The sequence below is a fragment of the Nocardia sp. NPDC004860 genome, from assembly GCF_040609015.1.
Taxonomy (GTDB): domain Bacteria; phylum Actinomycetota; class Actinomycetes; order Mycobacteriales; family Mycobacteriaceae; genus Nocardia.
Genome location: NZ_JBEXJI010000001.1, coordinates 125,532 through 143,304 on the forward strand (window position 1 = coordinate 125,532; position 17,773 = coordinate 143,304).

13 protein-coding genes and 1 pseudogene are annotated in these 17,773 nt (G+C 68.3%); 8 read left to right on the plus strand and 6 right to left on the minus strand.

Annotation, left to right across the window (positions count from 1 at the left end; genetic code table 11):
• Window positions 1-10: 10 nt before the first annotated feature.
• From ABZV44_RS00610 to ABZV44_RS00620, 3 genes are all read left to right on the plus strand, one after another.
• Window positions 11-571, plus strand: coding sequence for a YdeI/OmpD-associated family protein (locus tag ABZV44_RS00610; protein WP_354830259.1), 561 nt, complete (start codon window positions 11-13; stop codon window positions 569-571).
• Window positions 568-1,566 carry a sucrase ferredoxin gene (locus tag ABZV44_RS00615; protein ID WP_354830261.1) on the plus strand — a complete coding sequence of 333 codons (999 nt, stop codon included), beginning with the start codon at window positions 568-570 and terminating at the stop codon, window positions 1,564-1,566. Before ABZV44_RS00610 ends, ABZV44_RS00615 begins: the two co-directional genes overlap by 4 nt.
• 364 nt (window positions 1,567-1,930) lie before the next feature.
• Window positions 1,931-3,085 carry a serine/threonine-protein kinase gene (locus ABZV44_RS00620; RefSeq protein ID WP_354830263.1) on the plus strand — a complete coding sequence of 385 codons (1,155 nt, stop codon included), beginning with the start codon at window positions 1,931-1,933 and terminating at the stop codon, window positions 3,083-3,085.
• A gap of 17 nt (window positions 3,086-3,102) precedes the next feature.
• Here ABZV44_RS00620 and ABZV44_RS00625 read toward each other — a convergent pair whose 3' ends face one another.
• Together ABZV44_RS00625 and ABZV44_RS00630 are read right to left on the minus strand one after the other, a co-directional pair.
• Complete coding sequence (locus ABZV44_RS00625; RefSeq protein WP_040855660.1) at window positions 3,103-3,744, minus strand: response regulator transcription factor; 642 nt, start codon at window positions 3,742-3,744, stop codon at window positions 3,103-3,105.
• A 62-nt stretch (window positions 3,745-3,806) separates the two neighbouring features.
• Complete coding sequence (locus tag ABZV44_RS00630; RefSeq protein WP_354830265.1) at window positions 3,807-5,054, minus strand: PspC domain-containing protein; 1,248 nt, start codon at window positions 5,052-5,054, stop codon at window positions 3,807-3,809.
• Window positions 5,055-5,363: 309 nt separating this feature from the next.
• Here ABZV44_RS00630 and ABZV44_RS00635 point away from each other — a divergent pair, with 309 nt between their 5' ends.
• From ABZV44_RS00635 to ABZV44_RS00650, 4 genes and pseudogenes are all read left to right on the plus strand, one after another.
• Window positions 5,364-8,129: an AAA family ATPase gene (locus ABZV44_RS00635; protein ID WP_354830267.1), complete on the plus strand. Its 2,766-nt coding sequence runs from the start codon at window positions 5,364-5,366 to the stop codon at window positions 8,127-8,129.
• A 211-nt stretch (window positions 8,130-8,340) separates the two neighbouring features.
• Window positions 8,341-9,708 (plus strand): NAD(P)/FAD-dependent oxidoreductase, encoded by a 1,368-nt coding sequence (locus ABZV44_RS00640; protein ID WP_354830269.1) that lies wholly within the window; start codon window positions 8,341-8,343, stop codon window positions 9,706-9,708.
• Window positions 9,709-9,836: 128 nt separating this feature from the next.
• Entirely contained in the window at window positions 9,837-12,593 is a 2,757-nt protein-coding gene (locus ABZV44_RS00645) for an AAA family ATPase (protein ID WP_354830270.1), read from the plus strand.
• Between the two features lie 145 nt (window positions 12,594-12,738).
• A pseudogene (locus ABZV44_RS00650) lies at window positions 12,739-12,852 on the plus strand (SDR family oxidoreductase); the annotation flags it as partial.
• 40 nt (window positions 12,853-12,892) lie between these two features.
• Here ABZV44_RS00650 and ABZV44_RS00655 read toward each other — a convergent pair.
• Both ABZV44_RS00655 and ABZV44_RS00660 read right to left on the minus strand, forming a co-directional pair.
• On the minus strand, window positions 12,893-13,678 hold the full coding sequence (locus ABZV44_RS00655) for an SDR family oxidoreductase (protein WP_354830272.1): 786 nt from the start codon (window positions 13,676-13,678) through the stop codon (window positions 12,893-12,895).
• A 28-nt stretch (window positions 13,679-13,706) separates the two neighbouring features.
• Entirely contained in the window at window positions 13,707-14,507 is an 801-nt protein-coding gene (locus tag ABZV44_RS00660; protein ID WP_354830273.1) for an alpha/beta fold hydrolase, read from the minus strand.
• Between the two features lie 205 nt (window positions 14,508-14,712).
• Between ABZV44_RS00660 and ABZV44_RS00665 the strand changes: the two genes are divergently transcribed.
• Window positions 14,713-15,714 (plus strand): LysR family transcriptional regulator, encoded by a 1,002-nt coding sequence (locus ABZV44_RS00665; protein ID WP_354830274.1) that lies wholly within the window; start codon window positions 14,713-14,715, stop codon window positions 15,712-15,714.
• A gap of 3 nt (window positions 15,715-15,717) precedes the next feature.
• Here the strand turns inward: ABZV44_RS00665 and ABZV44_RS00670 are convergent, their stop codons facing one another.
• Window positions 15,718-16,440: a hypothetical protein gene (locus tag ABZV44_RS00670; protein ID WP_354830276.1), complete on the minus strand. Its 723-nt coding sequence runs from the start codon at window positions 16,438-16,440 to the stop codon at window positions 15,718-15,720.
• Window positions 16,441-16,879: 439 nt separating this feature from the next.
• Window positions 16,880-17,764, minus strand: a complete 885-nt coding sequence (locus ABZV44_RS00675; protein WP_354830277.1) for an alpha/beta hydrolase — start codon at window positions 17,762-17,764, stop codon at window positions 16,880-16,882.
• Window positions 17,765-17,773 lie beyond the last annotated feature (9 nt).

A 17,773-nucleotide genomic window follows, 5' to 3' on the forward strand; every position in this document is an offset into this window, starting at 1 on the left:
CAGTTGAACGGTGTCCGTATCCGAGCGTCCCACGCTGTGGTTTCCCGACGAGCAGTCGTTCCGCGACTGGCTGTCGGCCAATCACGCAGCGGTGGACGGCATTTGGCTGAAGTTCGCGAAGAAGGGCTCCGGGTACGCCTCGCTGGACTATGACGGCGCGCTGCGGCAGGCCCTGTGCTTCGGCTGGATCGACGGGCAGTCCAAGAAGCTCGACGAGGACTTCTTCGTCATGGGTTTCACGCCGCGCCGCCCGCGCAGCCAGTGGTCGCAGCGCGATGTCGGCCTGGTGGACGAACTGATCGCGACCGGGCTCATGCATCCGGCCGGGCAGGCCGAAGTGGACCGGGCCAAGGCGGACGGCCGCTGGCACAATGCCGTCGGCCGGGATCTGCCGGAGGACTTCCTGGCGGCGCTGGCCCGGCATCCGGAGGCGGCGGCCTTCTTCGAAACGCTGCCCACGCAGTCGCGCATCGCGGTCGGCTACCACCTGGGCAGCGCGGCGCGGCCGGAGGCGCGAGCGCGGCGGCTGGCACAGGTGATCCGGAAGCTGATCGACGGGAAGCCATTGTGACGGGGTTCGAGGGATTGTCGTGTTCGGCTGCGGCGCTGGAGGTTCCGCTACCCGGGAGCGCGACCCACATCACCGGCTGGCTGTGCGTCGAGCAGCCCGGGGCGTGGGGCCGCGATGTGATCGGCGACGAGGTGCTCGGGCCCGACATCACGCCCGAGCTGGCGGCGCGCACCAAGGCGGCGCACGTCCGGCCAACCCTGATCCGGCGGCCCGGGCGCCAGGAATTCACGGGTGTGCGAACGGTTCTGCTCGCCAGTTCGCGGCCGGAGGGATCCTGGTGCGAGCGCCTCGAGATCAGTGACCTGCGTGAGCTGCTGGATCTGGACCTGCACCTGCTCAACGGCCCGGCCCCGGGAATCGGTGCGGCCGTGACGGATCCGCTGGTCCTGGTCTGCGCGCACGGCAAACGCGATCAGTGCTGCGCGCTGCTGGGTCGCCCCATCGCCGCGAGCCTGTCGGCCGCCCATCCCGACCGGGTGTGGGAGTGCTCGCACACCGGCGGCCACCGCTTCGCCCCCGCCGTCATCGTCCTCCCCACCGGACTCACTTACGGCCGCCTGGACGAGGATTCGGCCCACGCCATGCTCGCCGCCGCCGACAAGGGCGAGGTCTCGCTCACCGGGTTGCGCGGCCGCAGCTGCTACACCCCGGTCGAGCAGGTCGCGGAAGTCGCTGTCCGCCAGCGCATCGCGGACGCCTCCTACACCCTGACCACCCCGCTCCTCGACGACAGCGGGCTGACGACCACCGTCCCCGGGGACGCCGATCCGACCGCGGGCATCGACGACCTCACCGTCGAACCGGCCCAGGACGACATCGAATACGCCACCGACCCGGCCACTTTCGCGGGCGCGGCCCGGGTCACCCATCGCGATGGGCGCAGCTGGCTGGTCACCACCCGCACCCTCGCCTACTCGCCTCGCCAGGCCAGCTGCGGCGCCGCCCCGAAACCCGCCACCGCAGTGGAGGTCGACCATATAAGGCAATTCGCGTGACGGCCGGCACGCGAATTGCAGGTTCGGAATTCGAGTTCACTCGGTAGCGTGCGACGTGTTCACGAATACGGCGAGTCATCGAGTCCGAAGCCACAAAAAGAAACCCCCGAAAAATAGGGGCGGGCCTCTTCACTGCACATTGTGATAAGAGGCGAGTCCGCGCGAACCTCTGCCGCGGCGGCGGTGACTGTCGCCGTTTGGTCAGTTTCGTCCGGTAAGCCAGAAGCCCCGCAAGATTCTCTCCAGGCCGGGCGCGCGGGTGCCGAGAAGCGAAACGCGCTGTGTCCGTATGGGTCTGGAAGAAATACCCAGGTCTGCACCCGGATGCCCAGCAAACCCCGGGTTTCGAAGCAGGCCAGTCAGGATGGTTTTCCGCTACCCTGCACCCGTGACCGAACGCGCCCGTCCCATTGTCGGCCCCGACTATCTGGTGGCCGGCCGCTACCGCCTGCAGTCGAAGCTGGGTGGTGGTGGCATGGGTGCCGTGTGGCTGGCGACCGATCGGCTGCTGCACCGCGATGTCGCCATCAAGCAGGTCCTCACGACGCAGGGGCTCAACGAGGAGGAGGCGCAGGAGGTCCGCAGCCGGATCATGCACGAGGGCCGGGTGGCGGCCAAGCTGTCGCACGAGCACGCCATCGCCGTGTACGACGTGGTGCTGGAGGCCGGTGAGCCCTGGCTGGTAATGGAGTATCTGCCCTCGCGCAGTGTGGCCAAAGCCCTTGCGCTGGTGGATCAGCTGTCCCCGATCGAGGTGGCGCAGATCGGCGCGCAGGTGGCGGACGCGCTGGCGACCGCGCACGCCGCCGGCATCGTGCACCGCGACATCAAGCCGGGCAATATCCTGGTCGCCGATCGCGGCGACGAGGTCGGCAAGGTCAAGCTCAGCGACTTCGGCATCTCCAGCGGCGCCAACGACGCCGCCGAGGAGATCGGCGACGTCATCACCGGCACCCCGGCCTACCTGCCGCCGGAGGTCGCGCGCGGCGCCCGCCCCACCACCGCCAGCGACGTATTCTCGCTCGGCGCAACGCTGTACACCGCCATCGAGGGGCGGCCGCCCTACGGCTTCGACGAGGACAGCGATGTCATCGTGGAACGCGCCGCCATGGCCCAGATCACTCCGCCCTCCCGCAGCGGCCCGCTCACCGAGGTGCTGCTGCACATGATGGAGCCGGCCCCGCAGCGCCGCCCCACCATGACCGAGGCGCGCAACGAAATCCTCACCGCCGCCTTCGGTCCCGGCACCGCGCCCTACATCCTGGGCGCGCCGGTCCGCACCGAGGACGGAACGATCCCGGCCTGGGCGGCCCGCAATTCCGCCGCCGGGCTGCGCAGCCCGCACTCCAGCCCGCTCCCCCGCCCGCAGCGGCAGGCGGCCGCGGCGCCGGCCGCCCCGCAACCCAAGTCGAAGGGTTTCGACCTGAGCGCCCTGGGCCCGAATGCGGGCCCGCTCGCCGTGGCGATCGGCCTGCTCATCGGCCTGCTGATCATCATCGTGGTTCTGGTTGTGCTGTAGCGACTCTCGAAGTCTCGTCAGTCGATGCGGCGCCGGTGCGCCCAGCGGGTGAGGGCGTTCCGGTTCGACTGCTGAGTCTTGCGCAGCACGTTCGACGCGTGCGTCTCGACCGTCTTCACCGAGATGAACAGGGTCTCGGCGATCTCGCGGTAGGTGTAGCCGCGTGCCAGCAGGCGCAGCACCTCGAGTTCGCGCGGGGTCAGTGAGTCCAGTTCCGGGTCCAGCGGGGGCTCGGGCACCGGCGACTTGCCGGTGAACGAGTCCAGCACGAAGCCGGCCAGCCGCGGCGAGAACACCGCGTCGCCACCGGAGACCCGGCGGATCCCGTCGGCCAGTTCCGGCCCCGAGATGGTCTTGGTGACGTACCCGCGCGCGCCCGCCCGGATCACCGCGATCACGTCCTCGGCCGCGTCGGAAACGCTGAGCGCCAGGCACACCGGTCCCGGGTCGATGCCCTGCAGCACCGCGACCCCGCCCCCGTCGGGCATGTGCACGTCCAGCAGCACCACGTCCGGCGCGGTCGTCTTGATCCCGGCGATGGCCTCGGCCACCCCGCCCGCCTCGCCGACGACCTCCATATCGGATTCGCGGCTCAGTTCCGCCCGCACCCCGGACCGGAACACCGCATGATCGTCGACCAGAAAGACCCGGACGCTCACCTAAGACTCCTCACCTGACGCCGAACCGAACCCTGAACCCCATCGGTACCACACTCCGCAGCTCACAGCTGGGTGACGTCTTCCGGGGTGTCGGTCTGCACCACCAACCGCTCGTCGCCACCGTCCTTGCGCGGCATGAAGATTCGCACCTCGGTGCCGTTGCCGGGCGCGGACTTGATCTCCACGTGCCCGCCGCGGCGTTCGATGCGGGCGTGGATGGATTTGGCCACGCCCTGCCGGTCCTTCGACACCGCGTCCGGGTCGAAGCCCTTGCCGCGGTCGCGCACGAAGACGCTCACCTGATGCGGCTCCACCTCGGCGTACAGGTCGATGGTCGGCACCCCGGCGTGCTTGGCGGCATTGACCAGCGCCTCCCGGGTCGCCCCCAGCAGCGCGGTGAAATGTTCCTTGGGCAGCCCGATTCCGCTGTCGTCGAGGTCCATGGACACGTCGCCCACGGTGACCGGGGTGACCTTCACCCCGTGCTGGTCCTCCACCTCGCCGGCGATGGTGCGCAGCGCGGCGGCCACGCTGGACTGCGCGGGCCCGGTGTCCTCGAACAGCCACTTGCGCAGCTCGCGTTCCTGACTGCGGGCCAGCCGTACCACTTCCTGCGGATCGCCGGCCTGCCGCTGGATCAGGGCCAGCGTCTGCAGTACGGAATCGTGCAGGTGCGAGGCGATCTCCTCGCGTTCGTCGTTGCGGATCCGCGCCGAGCGCTCGGCATTCAGCGCGCGCATCATGCGCAGCCACAGCGGCACGGTCAGCAGCCCGGCCCCGACCAGCGTCACCGCCACCGCCAGCAGCGCCGACCCCAGCGAACTGAGGTTGATCCGCCCCAGCACCACCACGCCCAGCCCGACCACGATGAGGGTGGCCCCGCCGACAATGCGCGCCCAGGTGACCACCGACGGTTTGGCGGGCAGCCCGATGACGGATCTCGGCCCGTCCGCGTCGAATTCGCGCCACACCAGCGCCGCGCCGACCGCCACCACGATGATCGGCCCCACCACATGCGCGGCCGTCCCGTTGAACACCCACGCGGTGGCGACCGCCAAAGCCATACCGAGCAGCGCCAATCCGATGGCCTGCCGCCGCTCCGACCCGGTCGGCGGAGCCGCGTCACCCCCGGCGGGCGTGAAGATCCACAGCATCCCGTAGGCCACGATCCCGGCCCCGGCCAGCGCGGACAGCAGCACGAAACCGATCCGCACCTTGAACACGTCGATCCCGAGATGATCGGCGAGCCCGCCCGCGACCCCGCCCACGATGCGCCCGCCGGTACGCCGCACCAGCTTGGGCTGGGTCACGGGAGTGACCGCACCGCGGGCAGGGTCGTACAGAGGCGCGGCCGGATACATGCCTTCGATACTGGCACGGCCCGCTGACACCCGACATCAGGAAACACCCCGATTCGATCCCTGAGTGCGACGACAGGCCGCCGATAGCCCGCAGATCTTCTATGAGGCGTTCCAGCAGACCGACAACACCGTTGGTAAGGGTGTCAGCTCGCGGCGGTGCGCCATGCGAAGCACGTAGCCGGCCAGTGTTTCATCAGGCAGGGGACCGTCCCGGCCGCTGGTGGGTTTGCCTGATTGCGGGGAGGATTCGGTACCGAGATGAGTGGCACAGGATCTTTCGGTACGCCCGGCATGGTGAATCGCCGGCGTGAGCGCGAAGTGTTGAAGGGACTGGTGGCGGCGGTTCGGGCCGGTGCGGGCAGGGTGCTGGTCGTCCGTGGCGAGCCCGGAATCGGCAAGACATTGCTGCTCGAACACGTGGCCGAATTGGCTGTGGGATTCCGTGCGGTGCGAGTGACCGGTATGCAATCGGAAATGGAGCTGCCCTTCGCCGGCCTACATCAGCTCTGCGCACCGATGCTGGGCCGGCTCGATGCGTTGACCGCACCACAGCAGCACGCGCTGAGGGTTGCTTTCGGTCTTGCGGACGGGCCGGCCCCGGATCGTTCGTCGGTTGGCTTGGCCGTACTCGGCCTGCTGGCCGAGGTTTCTGGAGAATCGCCGCTGCTGTGCTTGATCGACGATCACCAGTGGCTCGATCAGGAATCCGCGCAGACGCTGGGTTTCGTGGCTCGTCGGCTCGCTGCCGACCCCGTCGGCATGGTGTTCGCGACCCGGGATCCGGGATCCGACCTGGCCGGACTGACCGAGCTGCCGGTGACCGGTCTGCACGACGAAGACGCCCGAAATCTGTTGGACTCGGTGCTGACCGGGCCGCTTGATCAGCGATTCCGGGAGCAGATCGTAGCAGAAACCGGTGGCAATCCGCTAGCTCTGGTCGAACTGCCCCAAGGTCTGACGCCGGCTCGACTGGCGGGCGGATTCGGCCTGCCCGGCGTCATGTCGGTTCCGGAGCGGATCGAAGCGGGCTTCCGAGAGCAACTCGAGGCGCTACCCGCGCGAAGCCGTCAGCTGCTGCTGCTGGCTGCCGCAGATCCCTCCGGGGATGTGAGTCTGGTCCGGCGAGCGGCGGAGCGCTCGCGTATCCCTTTCGAAGACGCCGCGACCGCGGCGGCGGGGCTCGCGGAGTTCGAGGGTCGGGTGCGGTTTCGTCATCCGCTGCTGCGCTCGGCGGCGTACCGGTCGATCTCGCCCGAAGAACGGCAGGCCGCCCATCTGGCACTGGCCGAGGTCACCGATCCCGTCGCCGATTCCGACCGGCGGGCCTGGCATCGCGCCCACGGTGCAGCGGGGCCGAACGAGGACATCGCAGCCGATCTCGAGCGATCGGCTGAACGTGCCCGCGCCCGAGGTGGGCAGGCCGCCGCCACAGCCTTCCTTCAGCGAGCGGTGCTCATGAGCGTCGACCCGGTGCGACGCGTGGAACGCATTCTGGCGGCGGCGGATTCGGCCCTGCAGGCAGGCGCCTTCGGAACGGCCACGGATCTGATGGCGATGGCCGACATGACAGTGCACGACGACCTGCAGGCGGCGCGAATCGAGCTGTTGCGCGCGCACATTCGATTCGCCTCCGGCCTCGGCGGCGACGCGCCATCGCTGCTGCTCGCCGCCGCCAGGCGTCTGGAACCTCTCGATCGTGATCTGGCCCGTGACACCTACCTGACCGCGTGGATGGCGGCGATCTTCGCCGGCAGATATGCAACGGGGGCCGGGATTGTGGAAATATCCACCGCCGCACAGGAATTGCCGCCGCAAATGGCCGGGTCCGACCTTCCCGGCTCGATCCTGTCCGCTCTGACCGAGTGGGTTACCGCTGGTCCGGCGGCCGCGGCACCAGCACTGCGGCGGATCGTGGATACCTTCTCCGGCACGGAGATCGACACCGCTGAACGCCTCAGATGGGGCTGGTTCGCGCAGGCCACGGCCAGCGCCCTCTGGGACGTCGGCACGTGGCGTACCCTGCTCACCCGCCAGGTTCGACTCGCCCGGGAAGTGGGTGCTCTGGATCAGCTGCCTGTCACCCTGGGAGCGTTGGGAGTCGCGACCGCGTGGGCCGGGGACTTCCAGGCCGCGACCGCGCTGGTGACCCAATCCGACACCATCAGCGAGGCAACCGGCACCAAGGTCGCGCCCTTCTCTGCGGTGGTTCTGGCCGCCATGCGCGGCAACGAGGACGACGCGTCGCGACTGATCGAAACCACTGCGACCACCGCTCGCGTGCAGCGGCAGGGTGTGGCGGAAGCCTGCGCCAATTGGGCGGGTTCGATTCTGAACAATGGCCTTTGCCGCTATGACAGGGCGCTGACGATGGCCACCGAAGCCGCCCTGGATGCGCCGGGTCTGTACATCTCGCTATGGGCTCTACCGGAACTGATCGAGGCGGCCACTCGCACCGGAGATCCGAAGGCCGCCCGCGATGCCTTCGATCGGCTCACGCAGAGCACCCAGGCAGCTCGAACCGATCTCGGCCTGGGTATCGAGGCGCGGTCGCGCGCTTTGCTCAGCGCCGGTCCCGAAGCCGAGAAGCTCTACCGGGAAGCGATAGACCGCCTCGGCCGCACCGGCATGCGCGCCGACTTCGCCCGTGCCCGACTGCTGTTCGGCGAGTGGCTGCGCCGGGAGAACCGCCGCCAGGACGCGCGCACCGAGCTGCGCGCCGCTCATGACCTGCTATCCGCCATCGGTATGACAGCTTTCGCTGAACGTGCCGGTCGTGAACTTCTCGCCTGTGGTGAGCGCGCCCGCAAACGTACGGTCGAATCCGGCGGCACGCTCACCGATCAGGAAGCCCTCATTGCTCGCCTGGCGGCTGACGGGCGGACCAACCCCGATATCGCCGAGCACATGTTCATCAGCGCCCGCACTGTCGAATGGCATCTGCGAAAAGTGTTCGCCAAGCTCGGTATCGGCTCGCGACGCGAACTGAAGGCGGCCCTGGCCGCGATCGACCCGGGGCTGGAGTGAGGCCTCCGCCACCCACGCAGGCGTGATCCGGGCAGTGTCCAGGGGAACTGCCAGGGGGAAACACAGGTGCGAGCCCGGCCGGGTGGAGCAGATTCTGGACCGAGGCAGCAATCCGCACGAGAGGAGCAACGGCGATGGGTACTCGATCCAACCGGTCCGAGACCTTCAACCAGCAGCCGGGTCGGCGCGAAGACGAGCAGGGAGTGGGAGCGTGAAGGACTACGACGTCATCATCCTCGGCGGCGGCTCGCCCGGCGAGCACTGCGCGGGCGAACTGGCCGACGGCGGATTGCGGATCGCCGTGGTCGAACGCGATCTGGTCGGCGGCGAGTGCTCGTATTGGGCTTGTATTCCGTCCAAGACGTTGTTGCGTCCCGGCGAAGCTGTCCAGCAGGCGCGGGAAGCCCAGGCGCGCGCGGAGATCGACGTAGCGGCTTCGCTGGCCTGGCGAGATTTCATGGTGTCGAACTACTCCGACACCAGCGCCGAAGGCTGGCTGTCGAGCAAGGGCATCGACCTGATCCGCGGCGCGGGGCGGCTTGCCGGACACGGTGTCGTCGAGGTCGCGGGTATGCGCTACACCGCCGATCACATTGTCATCGCAACCGGTTCGGAACCGAACTTGCCATCCCTTCCCGGGCTGGCCGAATTGCCAGACGTGTGGACCAACCGCGAGGCGACGAGCCTGACCGCCATTCCGCGTCGGCTGCTTGTTCTCGGTGGCGGGCCTGTCGGCGTGGAAATGGCGCAGGCCATCCGCAGACTGGGCGCGGAGGTCGTGCTGGTCGGTGGTAGCACCCACCTGTTGCCGCGCGAACCCGCACCGCTCGGCGAGGGTCTCGCCGAGGTGCTGAACCGCGATGGCATCGAGGTCGTGCTCGGCGTGCGCGCCACCGCGGTGCGTCGCGACGGCACGGACTTCGTGCTGAGCCTCGGAGACGGCACCGAACGGCGCGGCGATCGGCTACTGGTGGCCACCGGCCGCAAACCCCGCGTCGACGGAATCGGGCTGGAGACAGTCGGTATCACGGCCGAGGCGACCGGCATTCCCGTCGACTGCAGTCTGCGCGCCGCGGACGGCGTGTGGGCCATCGGTGATGTCAACGGCGTGCGTCTGCTCACCCATGTGGGCAAGTACCAGGGCGAGGTCGTTGCGTCCAATATTCTGGGCGAACCCCGCGAAGCCGACTACCGGGCCATTCCGAACGTCGTATATACCGATCCGCAGGCAGCGTCGGTCGGCGTGGTCCAGGACAGATTCAGTGCGACGGTCCGGCTGGCCGACGTGGCCAAGACCGCCACCTTCACCCGGTCCTACGCCGAGACTTCCTGGTTTCTGACGCTGCTGAGCGACGGCGAACGTCTGACCGGCGCCTACGCACTCGCACCCGAGGCCGGCGAATGGCTGCAACAGGCCACCCTGGCCATCCGAGCGCAGGTCCCGCTCCGCGTCCTGCGTGATGTGGTGCAGCCCTTCCCGACCTTCTCGGAAGCGTACGTGGCAGGGCTGAAGGAATTGCGTACCAAAATCACCGAAGCCCGGGTGCCGAGCCTGATCAATCGACACCCCCAGCGATAACTCAGGCATCGCTGGGAACCGATTGCCAGGCCATACGGCCGACGACGGCCGGAACCCCCAGCGGTTGTGATCGTTCGCGAGATCGTGCGACCATCGAATCCCTTCCGGCGGAGGATGGTTCGAGGTCGATGGTTGCTCCGGAGCTAGGTCGCTCGACGAGCCTGGTCGGTCGCGCCGCCGAGCTCGAGACGTGCAGTGACCTGCTCGAAGCCGTGAGCACCGGGGAAAGCCGGGCACTGGTGCTCAATGGTGATCCCGGGGTGGGCAAATCGGCATTGCTCGACCAGCTCACGAGCCAGGCGACCGATTGCCAGGTATTTCGCGTCGTCGGTGTGCAGTCGGAAATGGAACTGGTCTTCGCGGGCCTGCATCAGCTCTGCGCGCCCATGCTCGACCGGGTGAACACGCTGCCCGATCCGCAGCGCGACGCGCTCCGGGCCGCGTTCGGGCTCTGCGAAGGGCCCGCACCGAAGCCGTTCCTGATCGGACTGGCGGTGCTCGGACTGCTGGCGGAGACGTCCGCGGAACGACCGGTGCTGTGTGTGGTGGACGATTTCCAGTGGCTGGACCGGGCATCGGCCCAGACGCTGGGCTTCGTCGCCCGCAGGCTCGCCGCCGAATCGGTCGGGCTGGTCTTCGGCACCCGCGGCCTCACCGCCGAGCTGGCAGGTATTCCGGAGTTGCCGCTGCGCCCGCTGTCGTACGAATTCGCCCGGGCGCTACTGGATTCCGCGCTGACCGGGGCCATGGATGTCCGAGTGCGGGACCAGATCGTGACCGAGACCGGCGGCAACCCGCTCGCGCTGCTGGAGTGGGTGCGCAGCGCCACCCCGCACGGGCTGGCCGGCGGGTTCGGCCTGCTTGCGGTGTCGGCGCTGTCGAATCGCATCGAGGACGGGTTCCGCCTGCAGCTGGCGGCGATGCCGGCACACACGCAGCGGTTGCTGCGGCTGGCGGCCGCCGATCCGTCGGGGGATGCCGCGCTGGTGTGGCGGGCCGCCACGACACTCGGCATCCCATTCCATGCCGCGACACCCGCGGTGGAGTCGGGGCTCGCTGAGTTCGGTGCCCGGGTGTGGTTTCGGCATCCGCTGTTGAGGTCGGCGATCTATCGGTCCGCGTCGATCCCGGAGCGGCACGACATCCATGTGGCTCTGGCCGAAGCGACCGATCCGGAGCGGGATCCCGATCGCCGGGCATGGCATCGCGCTCAGGCCGCGACCGCACCCGATGAGGACGTCGCGGCAGAACTCGAGCGGTCGGCCGCTCGCGCGCAGGCCCGCGGCGGACCCGCCGCGGCCGCAGCGTTCCTGGAACGGGCCGGGCTGCTCTCGGCGGAAGCGAGCAGGCGTGGCGAGCGGTTGCTGTCGGCCGGACAGGCCAATCTGCTTGCCGGCAACTACGCCGCAGCGCTGAGACTGCTGGCGAATGTCGAAGCCGGGCCGTTGGATCCGTTGCAGCGGGCCACCGCCGATCTTCTGCACGGCCAGGTGGCGTTCGCGTCGGGGATGGGCAGTGCCGCTCCGTCCTTGCTGCTGCGAGCGGCGACACGGCTGCAGCGATTCGATATCGACCAGGCTCGCGAGATCTACCTGACGGCGTGGATAGCCGCGTTCTTCGCCGGCAACCCGGTGTCCGGGGGTGGTCTGCCCGAGGTGTCGCACGCCGCCCGGGACCTGCTACCTCGCTCCGACCGGCCAGGCAAGCCCGAGCTGGTTCTGGACGCCCTGTCGTCGATGGTGGTGGAGGGTCTCGCGGCTGCCGCGCCGGCCATGCGGGTGGCGGTGGAGCTCTTCGCTCACACCGGCAATTCGGAGGACGAGGTGCTGCGATGGAGTTGGTTCGCCCATCCGGTGGCCATCGCGCTATGGGATCACGACGCGTGGCGGGCGATCCTCGAACGCTACGTCGAAAGTATCCGGGCGGCAGGGGCTCTGGACATGATGCCCATCGCGCTCTCGAGCCTCGCCACGGTCAAGGCTTGGTCGGGTGACTTCGCGGCGACGACGGCTTTGATGGCCGAATCGGACGCGATCTGCCAGGCCACCGGGTCCCCCGCGGCCGCGCTCCCTTCGATTTTGCTCGCCTGCTTCCGCGGTGATCGATCCGTCGCCGAGCCGCTCGTACAACCGGTGATCGACGATGCCCGAGCCACCGGCAACAGCTGCACGCTGATTTGGGCGCAATGGGTGATGGCGGTGCTGTACAACGGTCTCGGCCAGTACCGGCAAACGATGGACGTGACACAGTCTGCCACGGAGAGCACAGGGCATTACGTCCTGGCGCACTGGCCGTTGCCCGAGGTTGTCGAGGCCGCCTGCCGAACCGGTGACACCGATCGCGCGAACACGGCGCTGGCGCTGCTCGAGGAATCCGTGCGTCCCGGCAGCACGGAAGCCGGGCTGGGATTGCTGGCGCGGTCCCGGGCGCTGGTGAGCGGTGGCGAGGCCGCAGACGCGCTGTATCGCGAAGCGATCGACCGGCTCGGCCGGACCTGTCTGCGCCCCGAACTCGCTCGCGCGCACCTGCTCTACGGGGAATGGCTGCGCCGGGCCGGTCGCCGCGTTGACGCACGGGCCAAGCTGCGAACCGCCTACGAGATGCTCGCCGCGATGGATATGGGTGCCTTTGCCGAGCGCGCCCGCCGTGAATTGCTGGCCACCGGTGAACGGGTCCGCCCACTCGGCACCGAGCAGACCGACCCGCTCACCGCGCAGGAGACACTGATCGCGCAGCTGGCCCGTGACGGCCGGACCAACCCCGAGATCGGTGCGCAGCTGTTCATCAGCGCGCGCACGGTCGAATGGCATCTGCACAAGGTCTTCGCGAAACTCGGGATCGCCTCCCGCCGTGAGCTGGCCGATGCCCTTCCTGTGGCCGACTGAGGCCGAAATCGACTCCAATGCAACCGCATTCGGATGAGTGCGAAGCTTCGCTCTCCTCAGCGGTGTCGATCGACCCCGGCGAGAAGTTCGGTCACACGGCCGTGTCAGTTCAGCCGTTCGATGATCATGGGGCAACCCGACCGGTCGCATCGCGGATCCTCGGGAGATCGGCAAGGCTGCCGTGGTCCTGTCCAGCGACGCGTCGAGCTTCATCACTGGTGTCGAGTTGTTCGTCGACGGCGGCATGGCCCAGGTGTGATCCACTCCGGCCACAGGGCGGAGCTCTGGGCGCGGAAGCCTCAGGTGGTCGTGAGCAGGCCGCCGTCGATCACGAAGTCCGAGCCGGTGATGTTCGCGGCGCGTGGGCTGGCGAGAAAGACGGCGAGGTCGGCGATTTCGTCAGGGCGGGTGAATCGTCCGGTGACCGATGCGGCCGCAGCGGACTGGGCGACGGCATCAGCCTCGCCGCCGGTGGCGTCGGCGATCGCCTGGGCGACACCGGCGTCGCCCAGCCAGAGGTCCGTGGCCACGGGTCCGGGGCTGATGGTGTTGACCCGGATGCCGTTGGGGCCGAGTTGTTTCGAGAGCGACTTCGCGGTGTTGGTGAGGGCGGCTTTCGCGGCGCTGTAGTCGATCACCGCGGGATCAGCGAGCGTGGAATTGACCGAACTGATCATGACGATGCTGCCTTGGCCCGCGACGAGCATGGCGGGCAGTATGGCGCGGGTGGTGCGGATCGCGGCGAGCAGATCGAGTGTGAGCGTGTCCAGCCAGTCGTCATCGGTGACGTCGAGGAAGCCGGTCAGCCTCGGAGTGACCCTGCCGACGTTGTTGACCAGAATGCTTGTGTCGCCGAACTTCTCGGCGGCGGCGGCCAAGTCGATGGCGCCCTGGGGTGTGGACAGGTCGACCTCGATGGGGTGCACCCGGCCGCCGTCGGCAATCGCATGCAACTCGTCGCCGGTGTGGCGGGCACCGGCCACCACGATCGCGCCTTCCTCGACGAGGGCCCGGGTGATGGCCAAACCGATACCTCGACTCGCGCCGGTGACTACCGCGAGCGCGTCGGTGAGCCCGAGATCCATGGGGATCCTCCTCAGTCCGGTGGCTTGTTCACAGGCCCTGGTCGGCTAGCCAGGCGAGCACGGCGTCGGCGACATCTTTCCAGCCGCTGTCCACGGTGAGGGAATGGCCGCGGCCCTCGAATTGGCGCAACTCGGTGACCGCGGTGGAGTCGCGGTACTGCTTCAGTGTGGACCGAGTAACCACATCGGGCACCGTGTGGTCCTCGAGACCCGAGATGAGCAGCAGTGGCCCCCGGTCCGCGTTGCCGGTGTTCACCTTTGCCTGCGAATGCAGTACGAAGTTGGCGGCGGCGGCTTGGAACAGCGGGCGGGCCGGTGAGGGAATGGTCCAGCGCTCGAACAATTCGTCGGATTCCTGCTCGGACACCGCATTCCCGAATCCGAACCGGAATTCCTTGCTGGTCAGGGAGACCGCCTTGTGCAGGTTGGCCGGGTTGCCCAATGCCGGCAGGCCCGCGCGCAGCTGCGCGAGGGGCAACGGCAGCACTCCCTTGATCTGGGCTGGATCGATCGCCACTCCGGCGATGCCCCGTCCCTCGCCCAGGAGCTTCTCGGTGATCAGGCCGCCGAAGGAATGGCCGACAATGATCGGCGCGGCGGGCAGGGAGTCGATGATCTCGGCGAAATGCGCTGCGGCATCGTCGATTCCGACGTTGGCGACCGCCTCCGGATGTTCGCGCGCGGAGGCGACCGTATCGGGCTCGCCCGGCCAGCCGGGCGCGATCGGGGCGTATCCGGCAGCGCGGAAGTGCTCGACCCAAGGGCTCCAACTGGTGGCGTGCAGCCACAAGCCGTGAATGAAGACCACCGGGGTAACAGACTGCGGCATCTCGATCCCTCTCTGCGCGAACCTTCGAATCGGCGGTACCGGCGGTTCGGCCGCGCATCGGCCGGCGCTCACGGCCCCTACCGAGTCCAACACCGCGCCGGGACGGATGTCCAAGTCATATCGGACCCGGATCGATAACCGAAACGGCATACTTGCGGGCGAGCATGCATGCGAGGCAGTGGGGACCGACGAGTGAGGGCGGATTGTGGACCTGGACCTGCGCCGATTGCGGTACTTCGTCACCGTCGCCGATGAGCTGCACTTCGGACGTGCCGCGGCGAAGCTCTATATCAGCCAACCGGCCCTGTCGAAGCAGATTCGCAAACTCGAGGATCAGCTCGGCGGCCGATTACTGGAACGGGACAGCCGCCATGTGACGCTGACCGCGCACGGACACCGAGTGCTCTCCGACGCTCGGGAGATGATCGCCCTGGCCACACGCATCGGCGAACAGCCCATCGAGTCCGGAACGGTGCGCATCGCCCACATCTTCGAGCTGCAGACCAGCCGAATCGTCGCGGACGCGTTCGCTGCGGCCTACCCCGGCGTCCAGCTCGTCGAGCGCTCCCTGGACAGCCTGCGGCAGTTGGACGCGCTGCTGGACAAACGGCTCGATGTCGCGATACTGCGTGTCACGGCCGCGATGGTCGCGCGGAATCCGACCGGCTGGCAATTTCATCGCTTGCGTCTCGAGCCGATGTTGCTGGTCGGCCGCCCGGGGGATCCGCCGAAGGCCTCGGTATCCCTGTTCGAACGCCCCGTGGAGGTCTTCGCCGACACACCCGCATCCGGGCTGTACAACGCGCACGGCGACTATCTCACGACCTTCGAACGCGCCACCGGGATGTCGATGCGATGGTTGGGCAACCCCGGCACCTTCGGACACTGCTCGGCCGCCGTGCACCGTGCCACCGACGCGGGCTATATTCTCGAATTCGAAAGCTACGCAGCACGATACGCAGAGTCCGGAATACCGATTCACCATCCCGCGGAGCTGCAGCCGTACTACCCCTGGTGCATCGCCTGGCGAGACGAACCACACAGCGCAGCCGTCGCGAACTTCCTGCGAATCGCTGAACACACCGCCCGGCAGCACCACTGGCACCTACCACCCCACCATCCGGCGAAACCCTGGGTGCCTCCCGACGACCCTACGGACTCGTCCCAAGCCGTGGCCGCGACCACCGCGCCGCGGCCGCGGCCGTGAGGGTCAGCTGACCTTCACATTGTCGAGGTCGATCGAGACCAGCACCGGATCTTCGATGCGGTGCCCGGTCACGTCACGGCCGTAGACGACACGCTTGGTGGGCAAGACGATGCCCTCGACCGTCAGAAAGTCGCTCGAGTAATGGGCGGCAGGCGAATTCGCCGAGATCTCGACGGAGTAGTCGCGCCTGCGGATCAGGCCGTCGGCGTCGATGTAGAGCACCTGGTTCGGGCTGTGGGTGGCGATGGTGTCCGGGTACCGCACACCCAGTCGCCGCCAGGTCTCGCCCTGCTCGTGCCAGGCCCCCAGCTGTTCGGTGTACACGCCGGGCAGGGTGAGCGAATAGGGCTCGGACAGGTAGGTCCACATCGCGTAGCCCGAGAAATAGGCCAATTGCAAGGTCGACCAAGGGGTTTCCAATACGTGCCCGGCGAACGAGCTGCGCGGCGTGGTCAGTTCCTCGACTGTCCGGGGCGCGGGGTCGTCCGTTTCGATCGCGACGCGGTCAGGGCTGAACGACATTCGAATGTCGGGCGTGGACGCCGGCCGGAGCCGGGTGCGCTGTTCGTGCAGCCTGATCTCGACGGTCGAATCGTTGATGATTCCATCGACGCCCTTCAGCGCCCACAACACCCCACCGACGCGCTGATGCACCGAGATGGCGTCGATCCGCCGCCAGCGCTCGACACCGCCGTACGCGCCGATCACATCGTCGAGTAGATCCATGACCATCGCTCCTTGTCTCGCCCCGCGGGAACGTCCCGCGGCATAAACCACGGTCCGCCAATCCGGTCGTGCTTCGCGCCCGTGATCACCCCTGGCCCGTGACCCGCGCGGTTCGAGCCAGGGATCGTCGATTCACGGCGTACGAGCCCGGTCGGGCCGTATCTGCCGGGTGAACCTGCCTCGATAGGCCGCGCCGTCCCCGGCCGGCGTACAGGGATCGTGCTTGCCGTTCAGGCGTTTTCCGCGGCCGGAGACAGGTGTGGGTGGAGCGGCCGTGCCCTCGGCGGTCGTGCGCGACGGCCCGGAATCCGTCCGCCGCAAGGAGATTCGACTGGGTGTCCCACACGTCACCTTCCGAGCAGGAGGAGTTGGTTCACATCCTCCGGATACACGAACGCCCCGCACGAGAACTCGGGCGGGGCGAAACATGGTGGGGCGGTTATCGACCCGTGGAGTCGGCGGCATCGATGATGAGGTCCGTGACCGCTTTGGCCTGGGAGAACATGGGGACGTGCGAGCTGTCGACTTCCACGCTCGTGCTGTGGGCGCGATCGGCCTCGAAACGCTCGAGGTCGGCACTGAGCGCCAGGTCCTGGCGGGCGATGAGCGACCAGGACGGAATGGTGTGCCACGCGGCGGCGGTCGGAACCGAGGAGAACGCCGCGGCGTCGGTCGGTCGCTGCTGGGCGGCGATCACGCGGGTGAGGTCGGCCGGGACGTCGGCGGCGAACACGTCACGGAACTTGTCGGGGTTGACCGTCAGCTGGGTGCCCGTGCTGCCGTCGGCATTGGTGTAGTTCGTCGGCACCAGCGCGGGACCGAGCTGCGACGTCGTGGCCCGCGCCACCAGCGCGCTGATCTGCTCGCCGGTGTCCGGTATCAACGCGGCGATATACACCAGTGCTTTCACCTTGGGATTACCCTCGGCGGCCTGCGAGATGACGGCTCCTCCGTAGGAGTGCCCGACGAGCACGATCGGCCCCTCGATGGGGGCGATGGTGGAGCTCAGCCGCGCGGCGTCCTGCGCCAGGCCCTCGAGCGGATTGGCGGCGGCGATGACCGTGTACCCGGCCCGCTGCAGCGATTCGGTGACCTTCTGCCAGCTCGAGCCGTCGGCGAAAGCGCCGTGCACCAGCACGATGGTCGGCTTGACGGGCTTCGGCTTGCCGGGACCGTCAGGGGAGTCGAGGCGTCCGCCGGCGGGCAGGACGACGGACGGACCGGCGGCCTCCGAGACAGGCCCGGAAGCCCAGATCGGTGTCGCCGTGAAGGCGGCGACCAGCACGGCCATGAAGCCGACGGCATAGCGGGGGTTGCTGAACATTGTGGTTCT

Coding starts and splice junctions, on each gene's coding strand:
- ABZV44_RS00620 (WP_354830263.1), top strand. CDS start 1,931: ATGGTTTTCCGCTACCCTGCACCCGTGACCGAACGCGCCCGTCCCATT.
- ABZV44_RS00635 (WP_354830267.1), top strand. CDS start 5,364: ATGAGTGGCACAGGATCTTTCGGTACGCCCGGCATGGTGAATCGCCGG.
- ABZV44_RS00645 (WP_354830270.1), top strand. CDS start 9,837: ATGGTTGCTCCGGAGCTAGGTCGCTCGACGAGCCTGGTCGGTCGCGCC.
- ABZV44_RS00655 (WP_354830272.1), bottom strand. CDS start 13,678: ATGGATCTCGGGCTCACCGACGCGCTCGCGGTAGTCACCGGCGCGAGT.
- ABZV44_RS00660 (WP_354830273.1), bottom strand. CDS start 14,507: ATGCCGCAGTCTGTTACCCCGGTGGTCTTCATTCACGGCTTGTGGCTG.
- ABZV44_RS00670 (WP_354830276.1), bottom strand. CDS start 16,440: ATGGATCTACTCGACGATGTGATCGGCGCGTACGGCGGTGTCGAGCGC.
- ABZV44_RS00675 (WP_354830277.1), bottom strand. CDS start 17,764: ATGTTCAGCAACCCCCGCTATGCCGTCGGCTTCATGGCCGTGCTGGTC.